This is a genomic window from Pseudomonas sp. Y39-6, from assembly GCF_023651955.1.
GTDB lineage: Bacteria > Pseudomonadota > Gammaproteobacteria > Pseudomonadales > Pseudomonadaceae > Aquipseudomonas > Aquipseudomonas veronii.
Genome location: NZ_CP069594.1, coordinates 4,049,262 through 4,068,034, shown reverse-complemented (window position 1 = coordinate 4,068,034; position 18,773 = coordinate 4,049,262). Strand labels below are relative to the sequence as shown.

At 64.3% G+C, this 18,773-nt stretch carries 14 protein-coding genes; all 14 read left to right on the top strand.

The window, feature by feature from the left end:
• Position 1 precedes the first annotated feature (1 nt).
• The 14 genes from narH (at position 2) to uvrA (ending at position 18,625) form a co-directional block, all read left to right on the top strand.
• Complete coding sequence (gene narH, locus JN756_RS18300; RefSeq protein WP_017849323.1) at positions 2-1,540, top strand: nitrate reductase subunit beta; 1,539 nt, start codon at positions 2-4, stop codon at positions 1,538-1,540.
• Between the two features lie 2 nt (positions 1,541-1,542).
• Positions 1,543-2,298, top strand: a complete 756-nt coding sequence (narJ, locus tag JN756_RS18295) for a nitrate reductase molybdenum cofactor assembly chaperone (protein WP_046383085.1) — start codon at positions 1,543-1,545, stop codon at positions 2,296-2,298.
• Positions 2,291-2,971, top strand: coding sequence for a respiratory nitrate reductase subunit gamma (narI, locus tag JN756_RS18290; RefSeq protein WP_017849321.1), 681 nt, complete (start codon positions 2,291-2,293; stop codon positions 2,969-2,971). Before narJ ends, narI begins: the two co-directional genes overlap by 8 nt.
• 10 nt (positions 2,972-2,981) lie before the next feature.
• On the top strand, positions 2,982-3,908 hold the full coding sequence (locus JN756_RS18285) for a peptidylprolyl isomerase (RefSeq protein ID WP_057006085.1): 927 nt from the start codon (positions 2,982-2,984) through the stop codon (positions 3,906-3,908).
• Between the two features lies 1 nt (position 3,909).
• A complete protein-coding gene (gene moaA, locus JN756_RS18280; RefSeq protein WP_017849319.1) occupies positions 3,910-4,896 on the top strand; it encodes a GTP 3',8-cyclase MoaA in 987 nt (328 codons plus the stop codon).
• Positions 4,897-5,172: 276 nt separating this feature from the next.
• Positions 5,173-7,173, top strand: coding sequence for a ribonucleoside triphosphate reductase (locus tag JN756_RS18275; protein WP_017849318.1), 2,001 nt, complete (start codon positions 5,173-5,175; stop codon positions 7,171-7,173).
• Between the two features lie 31 nt (positions 7,174-7,204).
• A complete protein-coding gene (nrdD, locus tag JN756_RS18270) occupies positions 7,205-7,360 on the top strand; it encodes an anaerobic ribonucleoside-triphosphate reductase (RefSeq protein ID WP_017849317.1) in 156 nt (51 codons plus the stop codon).
• A complete protein-coding gene (locus JN756_RS18265) occupies positions 7,357-8,052 on the top strand; it encodes an anaerobic ribonucleoside-triphosphate reductase activating protein (RefSeq protein ID WP_169850799.1) in 696 nt (231 codons plus the stop codon). Before nrdD ends, JN756_RS18265 begins: the two co-directional genes overlap by 4 nt.
• A 70-nt stretch (positions 8,053-8,122) precedes the next feature.
• A complete protein-coding gene (locus tag JN756_RS18260) occupies positions 8,123-9,742 on the top strand; it encodes a methyl-accepting chemotaxis protein (protein ID WP_108526374.1) in 1,620 nt (539 codons plus the stop codon).
• Positions 9,743-10,227: 485 nt separating this feature from the next.
• Positions 10,228-10,845, top strand: a complete 618-nt coding sequence (gene lexA, locus JN756_RS18255) for a transcriptional repressor LexA (protein ID WP_017846678.1) — start codon at positions 10,228-10,230, stop codon at positions 10,843-10,845.
• The gene (imuA, locus tag JN756_RS18250) at positions 10,845-11,459 is read left to right on the top strand and encodes a translesion DNA synthesis-associated protein ImuA (protein WP_046383092.1); all 615 of its coding nucleotides are present in this window, start codon (positions 10,845-10,847) and stop codon (positions 11,457-11,459) included. Before lexA ends, imuA begins: the two co-directional genes overlap by 1 nt.
• Positions 11,460-11,466: 7 nt before the next feature.
• Complete coding sequence (locus JN756_RS18245) at positions 11,467-12,882, top strand: Y-family DNA polymerase (protein ID WP_057006075.1); 1,416 nt, start codon at positions 11,467-11,469, stop codon at positions 12,880-12,882.
• Positions 12,858-15,950 (top strand): error-prone DNA polymerase, encoded by a 3,093-nt coding sequence (locus JN756_RS18240; RefSeq protein ID WP_201021156.1) that lies wholly within the window; start codon positions 12,858-12,860, stop codon positions 15,948-15,950. Before JN756_RS18245 ends, JN756_RS18240 begins: the two co-directional genes overlap by 25 nt.
• 155 nt (positions 15,951-16,105) lie before the next feature.
• Positions 16,106-18,625: an excinuclease ABC subunit UvrA gene (uvrA, locus tag JN756_RS18235; RefSeq protein WP_201021155.1), complete on the top strand. Its 2,520-nt coding sequence runs from the start codon at positions 16,106-16,108 to the stop codon at positions 18,623-18,625.
• Positions 18,626-18,773: the final 148 nt, after the last annotated feature.

Genomic DNA, 18,773 nt, shown 5'->3' with positions numbered 1-18,773 from the left:
GATGAAGATTCGCTCACAGATCGGCATGGTCCTGAACCTGGACAAATGCATCGGCTGCCACACCTGTTCCATCACCTGCAAAAACGTCTGGACCAGCCGTGAAGGCATGGAATACGCCTGGTTCAACAACGTCGAGTCCAAGCCCGGCATCGGTTACCCGAAAGAATGGGAAAACCAGGACAAGTGGAAGGGCGGCTGGGTGCGCAACGCCAACGGCTCGATCAACCCGCGCATCGGCGGCAAGTTCCGCGTGTTGGCGAACATTTTCGCCAACCCTGACCTGCCGAGCCTGGACGACTACTACGAGCCGTTCGACTTCGACTACCAGCACCTGCACACCGCGCCTTTGGGCGAGCACCAACCGACCGCGCGTCCGCGCTCGCTGGTGTCCGGCAAGCGCATGCAGAAAATCGAGTGGGGCCCGAACTGGGAAGAAATCCTCGGCACCGAGTTCGCCAAGCGCCGCAAGGACAAGAACTTCGACCAGATCCAGGCCGACATTTATGGCGAGTACGAAAACACCTTCATGATGTACCTGCCGCGCCTGTGCGAGCACTGCCTCAACCCGGCGTGCGCGGCCTCGTGCCCGAGCGGTGCGATCTACAAGCGTGAAGAAGACGGCATCGTGCTGATCGACCAGGAAAAGTGCCGCGGCTGGCGCATGTGCATCAGCGGCTGCCCGTACAAGAAGATCTACTTCAACTGGAAGAGCGGTAAATCCGAGAAGTGCATCTTCTGCTACCCGCGCATCGAAGCCGGCATGCCCACCGTGTGTGCCGAAACCTGCGTCGGCCGGATTCGCTACCTCGGTGTGCTGCTCTACGACGCCGACCGCATCAGCGAAGTGGCGAGCACCGCCAACGAGCAAGACCTGTACGAGAAACAGCTGGAAATCTTCCTCGACCCGAATGACCCGGCGGTGATTCGCCAGGCCCTGGCCGATGGCGTGCCGCAGTCGGTGATCGACTCGGCCCAGCGCTCGCCGGTCTACAAAATGGCCGTCGATTGGAAACTCGCACTGCCGCTGCACCCGGAATACCGCACCTTGCCGATGGTCTGGTACGTACCGCCACTGTCGCCGATCCAGAACGCTGCCGCCGCCGGCACCGTGGGCATGAACGGGGTGATCCCGGATGTCGACAGCCTGCGCATTCCGCTGCGTTACCTGGCCAACCTGCTCACCGCTGGCGATGAAAAACCGGTCAAGCGTGCGCTCAAACGCCTGTTGGCGATGCGTGCCTACAAACGCTCCCAGCAAGTCGACGGCGTGCAGGACCTGCAAGTGCTCGAAGACGTCGGCCTGAGCGTGGAACAGGTGGAAGAGATGTACCGCTACCTGGCGATCGCCAACTACGAAGACCGCTTTGTGGTGCCGAGCGCGCACCGTGAAGACGCCATGAGCGACGCGTTCGCCGAACGCTCCGGCTGTGGCTTCAGCTTCGGCAGCGGTTGCAGCGGCAGCTCCGACACCAACATGTTCGGTGCCAAGAAGGCCAACCGTCGCGACGTGTTGAAAACCGTACAGATCTGGGAGGACTGAGCATGCGTATTCTCAAAGTGATTTCGTTGCTGCTGGACTACCCCACCGAAACCCTGGTGAGCGGCCGCGACGAACTGGAACAGGCGATCATCGAGTCGCGGGAGATCAGCCCCAAGCAGCGCGGCGCGTTGTTCGAGTTGCTCGAGCTGATCTGCGCCAATGACCTGATGGACGGCCAGGAACACTACGGCGCGCTGTTCGGCCGTGGGCGCTCGCTGTCGTTGCTGTTGTTCGAACACGTCCACGGCGAGTCCCGCGACCGTGGCCAGGCCATGGTCGACATGATGGCCCAGTACGAAGAGGCCGGGTTTGCCATCGGCGTCAAGGAGCTGCCGGACTATATCCCGCTGTACCTGGAGTTCCTCTCGACCCGCGAAGACATCGAGGCCCGCGAGGGCCTGGCGGATGTGGCGCACCTGCTGGCGCTGCTCGCCGCACGTCTGGACGAGCGCGAGAGCGCCTATGCCAGTTGCTTCCGTGCGTTGCTGCAGATCTCGGGTGCCGAGCCGCACCAGGCCGTGGCCGAACTGCGCGCGCAGGTCGCCGCCGAGCCGCGTGACGACTCCCTCGAAGCCCTGGACAAGATCTGGGAAGAGGAAGCGGTGGACTTTATGCAGGCCGAACAACAAGACCGTTGCAGCTCGATGCCCAGCGCACCGGGCAAAGCCCGCGAAGAAAGCGCGGTGCCGTTGCACTGGGTGGATTTTCAGCAAGAAGGGCAGGCCGCAGTGCCGGCCACGGAGGTGGGTAATGTCTAAGTGGAATTTGCTGGTATTCGGGGTGTACCCCTATGTCGCCCTGGCGATCTGCCTGTTGGGCAGTTGGGCGCGGTTCGACCTGTCGCAGTACACCTGGAAGGCTGGCTCCAGCCAGATGCTCAACAACCGTGGCATGCGCGTGGCGAGCAACTTCTTCCACATTGGCGTGCTGTTCGTGCTGGCCGGGCACTTTGTCGGCCTGCTGACCCCGGCGTCGGTCTATCACCATGTGATCAGCACTGAACACAAGCAGTTGCTGGCGATGGTCTCCGGTGGCGTCTTCGGCCTGCTGTGCCTGGTGGGTTTGCTGATGCTGGTCAAGCGCCGCCTGGGCGACCCGCGTGTGCGGGCCACGTCGAGCCCGTCGGACATCCTGATCCTGCTGGTGCTGCTCGCGCAGTTGGTGCTCGGTTTGCTGACCATCGTCGCGTCCACCGGGCATATGGACGGTTCGGTCATGGTGATGCTCGCCGACTGGGCGCAGAACGTGGTGCTGTTGCGGCCAGTGGACGCGGCGGCGTCGATCGAGCCGGTCAGCCTGATCTACAAGGCGCATGTGGCGCTGGGCTTGACCCTGTTCGTGCTGTTCCCGTTTACCCGCTTGGTGCATATGGTCAGCGCGCCGATCTGGTACCTGGGGCGTCGTTATCAAATCGTGCGGCAGAAGTATTGAGGAGAGCGTCATGACAACTGGATGCGGATGTGGTGGCGGTAATGGCGGCAGCGGCGGTTGCGGCTCGTCGGTCAAAGAACCGGTGGTGGCCGAGGTTGCGGCCCCGGCTCTGTTCGAGGAACTGAAGACGCCTGAGTTGATCGCCAGCAGTGAACAGGAATGGCCGATCATCAGCGTCAACGGCGTGCCCGTCACGCCGGAGGCCATGGCCCTGGAGTTGCAATATCACCCGGCCGAAAGCCGCGAGGAGGCGGTGTATCTGGCCGCCCGTGCGCTGGTGATCCGCGAGCTGTTGCAGCAGCGGATCGCCGAGCTGGGCCTGGCGGTGGAGATCGCCGCCGGCGAGAACGAAGAAGAAGCCGCCACGCGCTTGCTGCTCGAGCGTGAGGTCAAGGTGCCTGAGTGCGACGAGGCCACCTGTGTGCGCTACTTCGAGAACAACCGCGGGCGCTTTCACAGCGCGCCGTTGCTGGCGGTGCGGCACATTCTGCTCGAATGCGCGCCGGACGACGCCGAGGCGCGCCATCTGGCGCACGGCCAGGCGGAAGTGCTGCTGCAGAACCTGAACGAGCAGCCCGGCCAATTCGCCGAGCTGGCCCTGCAGTATTCGGCGTGCCCGTCCAAGGCCCAGGGCGGTTCGCTGGGCCAGGTGAGCAAGGGCCAGACCGTGCCCGAGCTGGAGCGTCAGTTGTTCACCCTCGCGCCGGGCCTGGCCGGCAAGCCGCTGGAGAGTCGTTATGGTTGGCATGTGATCTATGTCGATCAGCGTATCGAAGGCCAACCGCTGCCGTATGAAGCGGTGGCGGTGGCGATCCGCACCCAGTTGCAGCAAGGCGTGTGGCAAAAGGCATTGGTGCAGTACCTGCAAACCCTGATCGGCGCGGCGGACATTCGTGGCATCGCGCTGCAGGGCGCCGACTCGCCGTTGGTGCAGTGACATGAGCCTGGTGGATGGGGTGGGCCGTTCGATCGATTACCTGCGCTTGTCGGTGACCGACCGTTGTGATTTCCGCTGTGTGTACTGCATGGCGAAAAACATGACGTTCCTGCCGCGCCAGCAGGTGCTGACCCTGGAAGAGCTGGAACGCCTGGCCGCGCTGTTCGTCGGCCAGGGCGTGCGCAAGATCCGCCTGACCGGCGGCGAGCCGTTGATCCGCCCGGGCATTGTCGGGTTGTGCCGCAATATCGCGGCACTCCCGGGCTTGCGCGAACTGGTGATGACCAGCAACGGCTCGCAGTTGGCGCGCCTCGCGCAGCCGCTGGTGGACGCCGGGGTCAAGCGCATGAACATCAGCCTCGACAGCCTGGATGCGCAGCGCTTTCGCGCGATCACCCGCAACGGTGATCTGCGCCAGGTGCTGGACGGTATCGAGGCGGCGCGAGAGGCCGGGTTCGAGCGGGTCAAGCTCAACTGCGTGGTGATGAAAGGGCGCAACTTCGATGAAGTGCCGGCACTGGTGCAGTACGCGATCGACCAAGGCATCGACATCAGCTTTATCGAGGAAATGCCCCTGGGCGACGTGGGCCGCTCCCGCGGCGAGACGTTCTGTGCCAGTGATGAAGTACGCAGCGTGATCGCCCGTCACCATGCCTTGCTCGACAGCACCGAAAACAGCGGCGGCCCGGCGCGCTATGTGCGCCTGGCGCGGCATCCGGGCACGCGTATCGGCTTTATCTCGCCCAACTCCCACAACTTCTGCGGCAGTTGCAACCGCGTGCGGATGACCGTCGAAGGGCAGTTGCTGCTGTGCCTGGGGCAGGACAACGCGGTGGACTTCCGCGCTTTGCTGCGGCGTTACCCGTTGGACGACGCGCCGTTGATCGAGGCGTTGCACAAGGGGTTGCGGGGTAAGCCGCTGCGCCATGATTTCACCGGGGCAGGGGAGGTGCAGGTGGTGCGCTTCATGAATATGAGCGGCGGTTGAATGTGGCAGGGGACTTGCTGTAGCAGGGAACTTACTGTGGGAGGAGGCTTACTGTGGGAGGGGGCTTGCCCCCGATAGCAGTGTGTCAGCCAATACATGCATGACTGATCCACCGCTATCGGGAACAAGCCGAATCGTCGCACCGCCCCTCCCACATTTTGATCTTCGTTCAGACTTGACCTTGATCAATGGCAGCCCAAACGCTTGACCGTAATATCACTGCATATTGTGTTTCAAAGATTTATTAAATCTATATGTAGTGTCTGGAGCCTTCCAATGCAAAGTATGCTCAGCCCGCTGGTCAGTAACCGCCTGCACAAACGCGACGGTAGCCTCGTTGCCTTCGACGCCGAAAAAATCCGTCAGGCGCTGATCGCCGCCGGCAATGCCACCGGCGAGTATCGGGAGGCCGAGGTCGACCTGTTGCTCGGTGCGGTACTGGCGCGGCTGCGCGGCATCGAACGGCTGGATGTGGAGCAGATCCAGGACAGCGTCGAGCGGGTGTTGATGGATGCCGGTTACTTCCTGTCGATGCGCGCGTATATCGTCTACCGCGAACAGCACGGTCGCTTGCGCCGTGACCGCAAGACCCTGGTGGAAGTCGCCACCTCGATGAACGAATACCTCGACCGTGAAGACTGGCGCGTGCAGGCCAATGCCAACCAGGGGTATTCCCTCGGCGGGCTGGTGCTGAACGTTTCGGGCAAGGTCACTGCCAATTACTGGCTGGACGAGGTCTACAGCCAGCAGATCGGCCGCGCACACCGTGAGGCGGATCTGCATATCCACGACCTCGACATGCTCGCCGGCTACTGCGCCGGTTGGTCGCTGCGCTCGTTGCTGCACGAAGGCCTCAATGGCGTGCCGGGCCGCGTCGAAGCGGGGCCGCCCAAGCATTTGAGCAGTGCCCTGGGGCAGATGGTCAACTTCCTCGGCACCCTGCAAAACGAATGGGCCGGCGCCCAGGCGTTCAGCTCGTTCGACACCTATCTTGCGCCTTATGTGCGCAAAGATCAGTTGAGCTACCCCGAGGTGCGTCAGGCGGTGCAGGAGTTCATCTACAACCTCAACGTGCCGTCGCGCTGGGGCACCCAGACGCCATTCACCAACCTGACCTTCGATTGGGTCTGCCCGGAAGACTTGCGCGAGCAGGTGCCGGTGATCGGTGGTGAGGAAATGCCATTTGCCTATGGCGACCTGCAAACGGAAATGGAGCTGATCAACCGCGCCTACATCGAAGTGATGCAGGCCGGGGATGCCAAGGGGCGGGTGTTCACCTTCCCGATTCCGACCTACAACATCACCCATGATTTCCCCTGGGACAGCGAGAACGCCGACCGCCTGTTTGAGATGACCGCGCGCTATGGCCTGCCGTATTTCCAGAACTTCCTCAATTCGGACATGCAACCCAACCAGGTGCGCTCCATGTGCTGTCGCCTGCAACTGGACGTGCGTGAGCTGCTCAAACGCGGCGGCGGGCTGTTCGGTTCGGCGGAGCAGACCGGCTCGCTGGGCGTGGTGACAATCAACTGCGCGCGCCTCGGTTACCTGTTCAAGGGAGACACCAGCGGCTTGCTGCAACGCCTGGACAGCCTGATGGAAATGGCCATGGAAAGCCTGGAGGTCAAGCGCAAGGTGATCCAGCACCACATGGACGCCGGGTTGTACCCCTACACCAAGCGTTACCTGGGGACGTTGCGCAACCATTTCTCCACCATCGGCCTCAACGGCATGCACGAGATGCTGCGCAATTTCACGGATGACACGCAGGGCACGCACACCGAAGAAGGCCGCGCGTTCGCCCTGCGCCTGCTCGACCATGTGCGCGCCACCTTGCTGCGCTTCCAGGAAGAAACCGGTCACCTCTACAACCTCGAAGCCACACCGGCGGAAGGCACCACCTACCGCTTCGCCAAGGAAGACCGCAAGCGCTACCCGGACATCCTGCAAGCCGGCAGCCTGGATGCGCCGTACTACACCAACTCGTCGCAACTGCCGGTGGGCTTCACCGAAGACCCCTTCGAAGCCCTCGAGCTGCAAGACGAACTGCAATGCAAATACACCGGCGGCACCGTGCTGCACCTGTATATGGCCGAACAGATTTCCTCGGCCCAGGCCTGCAAGCAATTGGTGCGCAAAGCGCTGGGGCGTTTCCGCCTGCCGTACCTGACCGTGACCCCGACCTTCTCGATCTGTCCGGTACACGGCTACCTCGCCGGCGAACACGAGTTCTGCCCCAAGTGCGATGAGATCCTCGCGCTTGCCGCCCAGTCTTGAACCTGTTTTTCAACCCGCAAGGAGATTCACCATGCAAACATCCCAGCCACAACGTCAGCGCTGCGAAGTCTGGACCCGGGTGATGGGTTACCACCGGCCGGTGTCCGCGTTCAACCCCGGCAAACAGTCCGAACACAAGGAGCGTGTTCACTTTACCGAAGCGGCTTGCGCGGCCGGGCGCCAATGAGTCGAATGCTACGGGTTGGGGGCATGGTGCCCCTGACCACCCTCGACTACCCCGGCATGCTCGCTTGTGTGCTGTTCTGCCAGGGTTGTGCCTGGCGCTGTCGTTACTGCCATAACCCGGACCTGATTGCACCGCGCGGTAGCGCGGAGATCGATTGGCGCCGGGTTTTGCTGTTTTTGCAGCGCCGCCAGGACCTGTTGGACGCAGTGGTGTTCAGCGGCGGTGAGCCGACCTTGCAGGAAGGTTTGCCGGCGGCGATGGACGAGGTACGCGCCATGGGCTTTCGCGTGGGCCTGCACAGTGCGGGGATCAAACCGGCAGGCTTTGCCAATGCGCTGCGCCATGCCGACTGGGTGGGCTTCGATGTGAAGGCCCTGGTCGAGGACTATCAACTGGTCACCCAGGTCAAAGGCAGCGGCGTCGCCAATTGGCGCAGTTTGGAGACCTTGCTGGCCAGTGGCGTGGACTACGAGTGCCGCACCACGGTGCATTGGCATCTGATTGATACGTCGCGCCTGCTGCGCCTGGCCCAGCGTTTGCAAGCCAGTGGTGTCAAGCGCTTCGCCGTGCAGATGGTCCGCACGGCAAGCATGCTCGATGAGCAACTGCCGATTGCCCCGGCACAGATGGCATTGCCGGAGTTATGGGGCTGCATGCGCGAGTTGTTTCCGGCTTTTGTATTACGAGGGTGACCGATCGCCCTCCCAGGATTTTTAAAGATGCTGCCCGTTTCGGGCAGGTATTCATCAAGGAATGTTTAGAATGACGCAGTTAACCACGGCACAACGCATTGTCATCGGCTTCGCGATTGCGCCGCTGGCTCTGGTCGGTTTGGTGTTTTACGCCTTGCATGACCTGGCAACCCTCAAGCAACAGTCCGAACAGATCGTGCAGCAGGACTGGCCGAAAATCGCACCGATCATGGTGATCGCCACCGGCGTGCGCGATAACGGGCGCAACACCCGCGACCTGCTGATCGACCAGGATAACCAGCAGGCCCAAGAGGCCATTGGCACCACCCGGCAGCGCATTACCCAGGCGTTCGCCACCCTGGAGCCACTGTTCGATACCGCCGAAGGCAAGGCGGCCTATGCCGCGTTGAAAACCCATCGGGAAACCTACGTCGCGGCCTTTACCCAGGTGCAGGCGCTGATCAAGCAGGGCGCCCGCGAGCAGGGCCTGGCCCAGCTCAAACAGCAGGTGGTGCCGGCCGAGCTTGAGGTGTTCAAGAGCCTCGATGCGTTGATGGCCATGCAAGGCCGACTGTTCGTCGAGCGCGAGCAGGCTGCGCAAATTCTCTACGACGATGCGCGCCGCACGATGATCGGGCTGTTGCTGCTATGCGTGAGCCTGGTCGTGGCGGCCGCCGTGATCGTCACGCGCAGCGTCACCCGGCCTTTGGGCGGCGAGCCGGACGAGGTGGCGCGGGTGCTCAGCCATATCGCCCAGGGCGACCTGACCATCGAGGTGCCGCTGGGCAACAGTGCCGACGGCAGCGTGATGCGCAACCTGCACCAGATGCAGCAGAACCTCAACCAGATGGTCCGGCAGATCGCCGCCTCGGTGGATGGCGTGGCCAGTTCATCCGAAGAGTTGAGCGCAGTCAGCAGCCAGACCAGCAGCAGCCTGCAGTTGCAGGGCCAGGAAATCGAACAGGCCGCCACCGCAGTGAACGAAATGACCGCCGCCGTCGATGAAGTCGCGCGCAACGCGGTGAGCACCAGCGAAGCCTCACGCCTGTCGGAACAGACCGCCCAGCTTGGGCGGGCGCAGGTGCAGGAAACCGTGGCCTCGATCAACACCCTGGCCACCGGCGTGGTGGAAACCTCCGAACGCATCCAGCAACTCGCCGGCCGCGTGCAAGACATCAGCGGCGTGCTGGATGTGATCCGCAGCATCGCCGACCAGACCAACCTGCTGGCTCTCAACGCCGCGATCGAAGCGGCCCGGGCCGGCGATGCCGGGCGCGGTTTTGCGGTGGTTGCCGATGAAGTGCGCGCCCTGGCCCATCGTACCCAGACCTCGACCCAGGAGATCGAGCAGATGATCGGCAACATCCGCCAGGACACCGAACACGCCGTGGCCGCCATGCACAGCAGCAGCGAACGGGTACAGGCGACCTTGGGCGTAGCGCAACGCTCGGGGGAGGCGCTGGATGAAATCACCCGCTCGATTTCGCAGATCAATGAGCGCAACTTGATGATTGCCAGCGCCACCGAAGAACAGGCACTGGTGGCGCGGGAAGTGGATCGCAACCTGGTGGGGATTCGGAACCTGTCGCAACAGGTATTGCAAGGGGCCTTGCATACCGAAACGGCGGGGCATGATCTGGCGGGGATGGCGGGGGAACTGCATCAGACGGTGGCGCGGTTTAAGGTTTAGGTGGTGTGGCGATGCGTTTCTTCGGTAATGGCCAACCCGAAAAGTAACCAACGCGCGGCGGCCTTATAGCCAACCTGATCCTGCAAGCCGAACTCGGTCAGAAATGTGGGAGGGGGCTTGCCCCCGATGGCAGTGGATCAGCCATGCATGTATTGGCTGACAGACCGCCATCGGGGGCAAGCCCCCTCCTACATTTTGATCTCCATGGATCAGATAGAACTCGTTCTGCTCTGGCTCTGGTTTTTGATCTTGATCTTAGGCGCCCCGTCAAACCACGCTGGCCGGAGTGAGGGCACACCGAGCACTAGCGAGGTGCCGAGTGGTGGGGCAAGAGCCCTTTGGTTACTTTGGGGCTTTTTTTCCAAAGTGACCCGCTGTAAGAGCGGAACCAATAGCTGCCGTTACCTAAATAACGGATATACACACAACCCCAACCCCGACCCCCGACTACCGGCTCTTGTCAGAAATTTCCCACAGGAGTACAAATGTACTCCATGACAACCCTAACCCCCCGCCGCACCGCCATCCTGACCTTCATCCGCGACCGCATCGCGCAACAAGGCCAATCCCCCAGCCTCGCCGAGATCGCCGAGGCATTCGGCTTCGCCTCCCGCAGCGTCGCCCGTAAACACGTTGTGGCCCTGACCGAAGCCGGCTTTATCGAAGTCAACCCCAACCAGGCCCGTGGCATTCGCCTGCTCAACCCGCCAGCGCGGCCCGAATGGCTGGACGTCCCGGTCCTGGGCCGTGTCGCCGCCGGTTTGCCCATCGGCGCCGATGCCGAAGTCCACAGCCGCCTGCAACTCGACCCGGCCACTTTCGCGAAAACCCCGGACTATCTGTTGCGGGTGCAGGGCGACTCAATGATCGAAGACGGCATCCTCGACGGCGATTTGGTGGGCGTGCGCCGCAGTGCCGAAGCCGTGAACGGGCAGATTGTGGTGGCGCGCCTGGACGGTGAAGTCACCATCAAGCGTTTCGAACGCAATGGCGACAGCGTGCGGCTGCTGCCGCGCAACCCCGCGTATCAACCCATCGTGGTCGGGCCCGATCAGGACCTGGCCATCGAAGGCGTGTTCTGCGGCCTGGTGAGGCAAGGCTGATGGGCGCCGTCGTTGCCCTGGACGCGCTGTTCAATGGCGGGCGCGTGTGGAAGGGCCGGCCCGCCGCGCCACCGGCCAGTGTTCACCCCACGGGGCTGGCGGCGCTGGATGCGGTGCTGCCCACGGGCGGCTGGCCAGAGTCGGCCCTCAGCGAAATCCTCATGGCCAAGGACGGCGTGGGCGAACTGCAACTGGTGTTGCCGACCCTGGCGCGTTTGTCGGCGGCGGGGGAGCGCATAGTGCTGGTGGCGCCGCCCTACACGCCGTACCCCCACGCCTGGCAGAACGCCGGGGTGGATTTGCGTCAGCTCACGGTGGTCCGGGCCGAGGAGCGGGATGCGTTGTGGGCGGTCGAGCAGTGCCTGCGTTCGGGCAGTTGCGGTGCGGTGTTGTGCTGGCCGCGCAAGGCCGATGATCGTGCCTTGCGGCGCTTGCAGGTGGCGGCGGAAACCGGGCAGACCCTGGCGTTTGCCTGGCGCGCCCTGAGTGACGCGCTCAACGCCTCGCCGGCCGCTCTGCGCCTGGCGGTCGACGCCCGGCCCGCGCAAGTGCGGGTGCTCAAGTGCCGGGGCGGGCTGGCCCACCCGGCGCCGATTGCGCTGGCCGGGCACTGAGGTTGGCATGCGCTGGGTGTGTATTGTCTTCCCGCAATTGGCGCTGGACGCGGTGCAGCGTATGCATCCGACGCCGCACGAGCCGCTGGCGCTGCTGGCCGGCACGCCGCAGCGGCGCGTCCTGCAAACCGTCAACGCGGCCGCGCATGCCTTGGGCCTGCGCTCCGGTCAATCGCTGACGGCGGCGCATGCGCTGGTCAAAACCTTTGCCTGCGCCGAATATGACCCCGTGGAGATCGAACGCTGGCAGCAGTTTCTGGCGGCCTGGGCCTACCAGTTCAGTTCCCAGGTCAGCGTGTTTTACCCGCGTGCCTTGCTGTTTGAGATCGAGTCGAGCCTGGGCCTGTTCGGGCCCTGGCCGCGCTTCGAGGCCCGTCTGCGCAAAGAGCTGAGCGAGCTGGGCTTTCGTCATCGCATCGTCGCTGCGCCCAACCCGGCGGCGGCGCGGGTGCTGGCGAACCGCTACGATGGCCTGGCCGTGGCCGATGATCACGCGTTGATGCAGGCCTTGGCGCCACTGCCCATCGACCGCGCCGGCCTGGACCCGCAGGCCGCTATCGCCTTGTCGCGCATGGGCTTGCGCAGCCTGGCCCAGGTGCAGGCGTTGCCCCGGCACACCCTGGCGCGGCGCTTCGATGCGGCGTTGCTCAAGCATCTGGATGCCCTGAGCGGGCAGCGGCCGTTGGCGCTGGGCTTCTATCAGCCGCCGGACCGCTTCGATGTACGCATCGAGCTGAACTACGACGTGCAATCCCACCAAGCCCTGTTATTCCCGCTGCGCCGCCTGACCGGCGACCTGTCCGCCTTCCTCTGTGGCCGCGACAGTGGCGTCCAGCGTTTCGCCCTGCACCTGGAGCACGCCCAGGCCCCCGACAGCGTGATCCCGGTCGGCCTGCTCAGCGCCGAGCGTGAAGCGCCGATGCTGTTCGAACTGGCCCGCGGGCGTCTGGAGCAGGTGCAAGTGACGTCCCCCGTGCGCGGTGTTCGCCTGGTGGCCCAGGACCTGCCGGTGTTCGTGCCGCAACGCCAGGACCTGTTCGACGACCGCCCGCAACAGACCCTGCCCTGGGCGCAACTGCGCGAACGCCTGCGCGCCCGGCTTGGCGATGAGGCGGTACACGGCCTGCGCTTTCACGCCGACCACCGCCCCGAATGTGCCTGGCAAGCGGCGACCGATAAAAACCCGTGCCCCACTTTGAACAACGTGCAACGCCCCGGCTGGCTGCTCGCCGAGCCGACCTTGCTGGCCGAGGCGGGCGTGCAGATCCTGAAGGGCCCGGAGCGCATCGAATCGGGCTGGTGGGATGGCGCCGATATCCGCCGCGACTATTACCTGATCCAGACCCGCGCCGGCCAGCAAGGTTGGGCCTACCGCACCGTGGGACAATGCGACGGGCTGTGGCTGCAAGGCTGGTTCGCATGAGTTACGCCGAGCTGCATTGCCTGTCCAACTTCAGCTTCCAGCGCGGCGCCTCCACGGCGCTGGAGTTGTTCGAGCGGGCCAAGCGCGAGGGCTACAGCGCCCTGGCGATCACTGACGAATGCACCCTGGCTGGCATCGTGCGCGCCTGGCAGGCGGCGAAAGCGGTGGGTTTGCCGCTGATCATCGGCAGTGAGATGCGCGTCGAAAACGGCCCGAAACTGCTACTGCTGGTGGAAGACCTCAGCGGCTACCAGCACCTGTGCCGCTTGATCACCCTGGCCCGACGACGGGCGGAGAAGGGCCGTTATCGCCTGCTGCCAGAAGACTTCGACCAACCGCTGCCCGGCCTGTTGGCGCTCTGGATTGCCGAAGACAGCGACACCCAGGCCTCGATCCAATGGCTGCGCCGTACCTTCGCCGAGCGCCTGTGGCTGGCGGTGCATCTGCATTGCGGGCAGGACGATGCGCGTCACCTGGAGCAACGCCTGGCACTGGCCGCCAGCCTGCAGCTCCCGGCGGTGGCCTGCGGCGATGTGCATATGCATGCCCGCGGCCGCCGCGCCCTGCAAGACACCATGACCGCCATCCGCCATCACGTACCGGTGGCCGAAGCCGGCACGCGCCTGCATCCCAATGGCGAGCGGCATCTGCGCAGCCTGTCGGCGTTACAGGCGTTGTATCCGCCGTCGTTGCTCGACGAAACACTGGCCATCGCGCGCCGTTGCACCTTCGACCTCAGCCAACTGCGCTACCACTATCCGCGTGAGCTGGTGCCCGCCGGCCATGACGCCCGATCCTGGCTGCGCGCCGTCACCGAAGAAGGCATCGCCCGGCGCTGGCCGCAAGGGGTCGACGCCAAGACCCGGCAGCAGATCGACCGCGAGTTGGAACTGATCAGCGAGCTGGGCTATGAAAGCTATTTCCTCACGGTGCATGACATCGTGCGCTTTGCCCGCAGCCGTTCGATCCTGTGCCAGGGCCGGGGTTCGGCGGCCAACTCGGCGGTGTGTTTTGCCTTGGGCATCACCGAGATCAACCCGAGCCTGATGAACATGCTGTTCGAGCGCTTCCTGTCCCGGGAGCGTAACGAGCCGCCGGACATCGACGTCGACTTCGAGCACGAACGCCGCGAAGAGGTGCTGCAATACGTATTCCAGCGCTACGGCCGCACCCGCGCAGCACTGACGGCGGTGGTCAGCAGCTACCACGGTGCCGGCGCGGTGCGCGATGTGGCCAAGGCCCTGGGTTTGCCGCCGGACCAGGTCAATGCCCTGGCCGAGTGCTGCGGGCGCTGGAGTGACCAAGCGCCACCCCTGGAACGCCTGCGCGAGGGCGGTTTCGACCCCGACAGCCCGGTGTTGCGCCGCATACTCGCGCTGACCCAGCAACTGATCGGCTTCCCCCGGCACCTGTCCCAGCACCCCGGCGGCTTCGTGATTTCCGAACACCCGCTGGACACCCTGGTGCCGGTGGAAAATGCGGCGATGGCCGAGCGCACCATCATCCAGTGGGACAAGGACGACCTCGACGCCGTCGGCCTGCTCAAGGTGGATATCCTCGCCCTGGGCATGCTCAGCGCGATCCGCCGCTGTTTCGACCTGCTGCGTCGCCACCGTGGCCACGACCTGTGCCTGGCGACGATCCCCAAGGAAGACCCGGCCACTTACGCAATGATCAGCAAGGCCGACACCCTCGGCGTGTTCCAGATCGAGTCGCGGGCGCAGATGTCGATGTTGCCCAGGCTCAAGCCGCAGACCTTTTACGACCTGGTGATTGAAGTCGCCATCGTGCGCCCGGGGCCGATCCAGGGCGGCATGGTGCATCCGTACCTGCGGCGGCGGAACAAAGAGGAGCCCACCACCTATCCGTCGCCGCAGCTTGAAGCGGTGCTCGAACGCACCCTCGGCGTGCCGTTGTTCCAGGAACAGGTGATGCAGATCGCCATGGTCGCCGCCGATTACAGCCCCGGTGAAGCTGATCAGTTGCGCCGTTCCATGGCGGCCTGGAAGCGTCACGGCGGCCTTGAACCGCACCAGCAACGCTTGCGCACCGGCATGCTCAAAAACGGCTACAGCGAAGCCTTCGCCGCGCAGATCTTCGAGCAGATCAAGGGTTTTGGCAGCTATGGCTTTCCGGAATCCCACGCCGCCAGTTTTGCCTTGTTGACCTACGCCAGTTGCTGGCTCAAATGCCATGAACCGGCGGCCTTCGCCTGTGCGTTGATCAACAGTTGGCCCATGGGGTTCTACAGCCCGGACCAGATCCTGCAGGACGCGCGGCGCCATCGTTTGCAGATCCGCCCGGTGGACGTGCAGGCCAGTGACTGGGATTGCAGTCTGGAACCCATCGCTGGCGCGCAACCGGCGATTCGCCTGGGGTTGCGCATGATCGCGGGGTTTCGCGAAGAGGATGGGCGACGGATCGAAGCGGCGCGCGAGCACCGTGCATTCAGCGACATTGCCGACCTCGACCGACGCGCCGGGCTGGATCCCCGCGCCCAAGCCTTGCTGGCGGATGCCGGAGCCTTGCGGGCGTTGGCCGGCAACCGGCACACGGCGCGCTGGGAAGTGGCGGGGGTACACAAACAACTCGGGCTGTTCGCCGGCCTGCCCAGCCCCGACGAAGCGCGGGTGGAGTTGCCGACACCCACGATGGGCGAAGACCTGCAGGCCGATTACGCCACGCTCGGCACCACCCTGGGCCCGCATCCATTGGCGTTGTTGCGCGAAGAATTGCGCAAACGGCGCTGCCGCAGTTCCCGTGAGCTGATGGCGGTGGAGCATGGCCGCACTGTCAGCGTCGCCGGCCTGGTGACCGGTCGCCAGCGCCCCGGCACCGCCAGCGGTGTGACCTTTGTCACCTTGGAGGATGAATTCGGCAACCTGAATGTGGTGGTCTGGCGTGACCTGGCAGAACGTCAGCGCCAGGCCCTGGTCGGCTCGCGCCTGCTCAAGGTGGACGGGCGCTGGGAGGCGGTGGGCGAGGTGCGGCACCTGATCGCCGGGCGCCTCACCGACCTGTCGCCGTTGCTGCAAGGCATCGCTGTGCGCAGCCGGGATTTTCACTGAGCGCAGTTGCCCCGGCCTGCGTGGATAAGCTATATGCAATGAAACGAAATCCCGCACCTGCTGAGCCCCGACATTCATCTGCTGAGCAAGCCCTATAACCCCGAAACCCAGACGCATCGGGTGCGCCGCGTGCTTGCCGCACCACAAGGTTGACCATGACTTCATCGCGCAACATCCCTCAGATCAATGCCCAACACCTTGGGTTCGTCCGGGTTCGCGGCGCTCGCGAACATAACCTGCGTAACGTCGATGTGGATATCCCCCGGGATGCCCTGGTGGTGTTTACCGGCGTGTCGGGTTCCGGCAAGTCGTCCCTGGCATTTTCCACGGTGTATGCCGAGGCCCAGCGGCGCTATTTCGAATCGGTGGCGCCCTATGCGCGACGCCTGATCGATCAGGTCGGCGTGCCCGATGTGGACTCCATCGAAGGCCTGCCGCCTGCCGTGGCCCTGCAACAACAGCGCGGCACGCCGAGTGCGCGTTCGTCGGTGGGCAGTGTCACGACGTTGTCCAGCCTGATCCGCATGCTCTATTCGCGCGCCGGCAGTTATCCGCCGGGGCAGGCGATGCTGTATGCCGAGGATTTTTCGCCGAACCTGCCCCAGGGCGCCTGCCCGCAATGCCACGGCCTGGGCCGCGTGTATGAGGTGACCGAGGCGCTGATGGTGCCCGATCCCTCGCTGACCATCCGCCAGCGTGCGGTCGCGTCCTGGCCCTTGGCGTGGCAAGGCCAGAACCTGCGCGACATCCTGGTGACCCTGGGCTATGACGTCGACATCCCGTGGCGTGATTTGCCGAAAAAGCAGCGCGACTGGATCCTGTTTACCGAAGAAACCCCGACCGTGCCGGTGTACGCCGGTTTCACCCCGGAGCAGACCCGCGAGGCGCTGAAACGCAAGCTGGAGCCGAGCTACCAGGGCACGTTCAGCGGCGCGCGGCGCTATATCCTGCACACCTTCAGCCACACCCAAAGTGCGCTGATGAAAAAGCGTGTCGCGCAGTTCATGCAGGGCAGCGCCTGCCCGTTGTGCGACGGCAAGCGGCTGACCCAGGCGGCGTTGTCGGTGAAGTTTGCCGGGGTGGACATCGGCGAACTCTCGCAACTGTCGCTGACTCAATTGGCCGAGCTGCTGCGGCCGGTGGCGGCGGGGCAGGACACGATGAAACTGTCGCTGGAAAAGCGCCTGGCCGCCCAGCGCATCGCCGAGGATCTGCTCGAACGGGTCAGCACCCTGACCGAGCTGGGGCTGGGCTATCTGTCCCTGGAGCGCAGCACGCCGACCTTGTCGTCCGGCGAGTTGCAGCGCTTGCGCCTGGCTACGCAACTGGGCTCGCAGTTGTTCGGCGTGATCTATGTGCTGGATGAGCCGTCGGCGGGGCTGCACCCGGCAGATGGCGAAGCGCTGTTCACTGCGTTGGCGCGTTTGAAAGCCGCCGGCAATTCGTTGTTTGTGGTGGAGCACGACCTGGAAACCATGCGCCGCGCCGACTGGCTGATCGACGTCGGCCCGGCGGCCGGTGAACACGGCGGGCAAGTGTTGTACAGCGGACCTCCGGCGGGTTTGGCGCAGGTTGAAGCGTCGCAGACCCGTGAGTACCTGTTTGCCGAACGGCGCCCGGCCAATCCCCGGCGCCGCGAACCGGCCGGCTGGCTGAGCCTGGAGGGCGTCACACGTAATAATCTCAAGGATTTGAGTGTCGATTTCCCGCTGGGTTGCTTCACTGCGGTGACCGGTATTTCCGGCTCGGGCAAATCCAGCCTGGTCAGCCAGGCGCTGCTGGAGTTGGTGGGCAGCGGCCTCGGCCGCGTGCCGGAAAGCGACGACGAACCGAGCCTGGAAGACGATGCCCCGCCCACCAGCGGCGGGTGCATCAGCGCCGGGCTGGAACGGATTCACCGGCTGGTGCAGGTGGACCAGAAACCCATCGGCCGCACCCCGCGCTCCAACCTGGCGACCTACACCGGGCTGTTCGACAACGTGCGCAAACTGTTCGCTGCCACAGCGGCCGCAAAGCAGCGCGATTACGATGCGGGGCAGTTTTCTTTCAATGTCGCCAAGGGCCGCTGCGCGAATTGCGAGGGCGAAGGGTTCGTCAGCGTTGAGTTGCTGTTCATGCCCAGCGTGTATGCGCCGTGCCCGACTTGCCACGGGGCGCGCTACAACCCCGAGACCCTGGCGATCCAATGGCAAGGTTTGAACATTGCCCAAGTGCTCGGCTTGACCGTCGAGCAGGCGGTGGAGGTGTTTGCCGAGCAGCCGGGAGTGCTGCGGTCGTTGCTGGTGCTGCGCGACATCGGCCTGGGCTATCTGCGCCTCGGCCAACCGGCGACGGAACTGTCCGGGGGCGAAGCGCAGCGCATCAAGCTGGCCACCGAACTGCAACGCAATGCCCGGGGCGCCACCTTGTATGTGCTGGACGAGCCGACGACCGGCCTGCACCCACGGGATGTGGACCGCTTGCTCCGCCAGTTGAACCATCTGGTCGACGCCGGGCATACGGTGGTTGTGGTGGAGCATGAAATGCGCGTGGTGGCCCAGAGTGACTGGGTGATTGATATCGGGCCGGGCGCTGGGGACCTGGGCGGCAAGGTGGTTGCCAGCGGCACGCCGCGACAGGTGGCGAAGAGCAAGAAAAGCCGCACCGCGCCGTTCCTCGCCCGAGAGCTGGTCTGACCATCAATGGGGCGCACTTCAGTGGTTCAGGTACTCATGCAGTGACTGATGCACCGCTATCGGGGGCAAGCCCCCTCCCACATGGGAGAGTGGGGCTCACCGCCGGCACCCGAGCATGAGCAAATGCCACTAACCCCGCCGATCAACC

Coding starts and splice junctions, on each gene's coding strand:
- narJ (WP_046383085.1), top strand. CDS start 1,543: ATGCGTATTCTCAAAGTGATTTCGTTGCTGCTGGACTACCCCACCGAA.
- JN756_RS18285 (WP_057006085.1), top strand. CDS start 2,982: ATGACAACTGGATGCGGATGTGGTGGCGGTAATGGCGGCAGCGGCGGT.
- JN756_RS18275 (WP_017849318.1), top strand. CDS start 5,173: ATGCAAAGTATGCTCAGCCCGCTGGTCAGTAACCGCCTGCACAAACGC.
- JN756_RS18265 (WP_169850799.1), top strand. CDS start 7,357: ATGAGTCGAATGCTACGGGTTGGGGGCATGGTGCCCCTGACCACCCTC.
- JN756_RS18260 (WP_108526374.1), top strand. CDS start 8,123: ATGACGCAGTTAACCACGGCACAACGCATTGTCATCGGCTTCGCGATT.
- narI (WP_017849321.1), top strand. CDS start 2,291: ATGTCTAAGTGGAATTTGCTGGTATTCGGGGTGTACCCCTATGTCGCC.
- narH (WP_017849323.1), top strand. CDS start 2: ATGAAGATTCGCTCACAGATCGGCATGGTCCTGAACCTGGACAAATGC.
- nrdD (WP_017849317.1), top strand. CDS start 7,205: ATGCAAACATCCCAGCCACAACGTCAGCGCTGCGAAGTCTGGACCCGG.
- moaA (WP_017849319.1), top strand. CDS start 3,910: ATGAGCCTGGTGGATGGGGTGGGCCGTTCGATCGATTACCTGCGCTTG.
- imuA (WP_046383092.1), top strand. CDS start 10,845: ATGGGCGCCGTCGTTGCCCTGGACGCGCTGTTCAATGGCGGGCGCGTG.
- JN756_RS18245 (WP_057006075.1), top strand. CDS start 11,467: ATGCGCTGGGTGTGTATTGTCTTCCCGCAATTGGCGCTGGACGCGGTG.
- uvrA (WP_201021155.1), top strand. CDS start 16,106: ATGACTTCATCGCGCAACATCCCTCAGATCAATGCCCAACACCTTGGG.
- lexA (WP_017846678.1), top strand. CDS start 10,228: ATGTACTCCATGACAACCCTAACCCCCCGCCGCACCGCCATCCTGACC.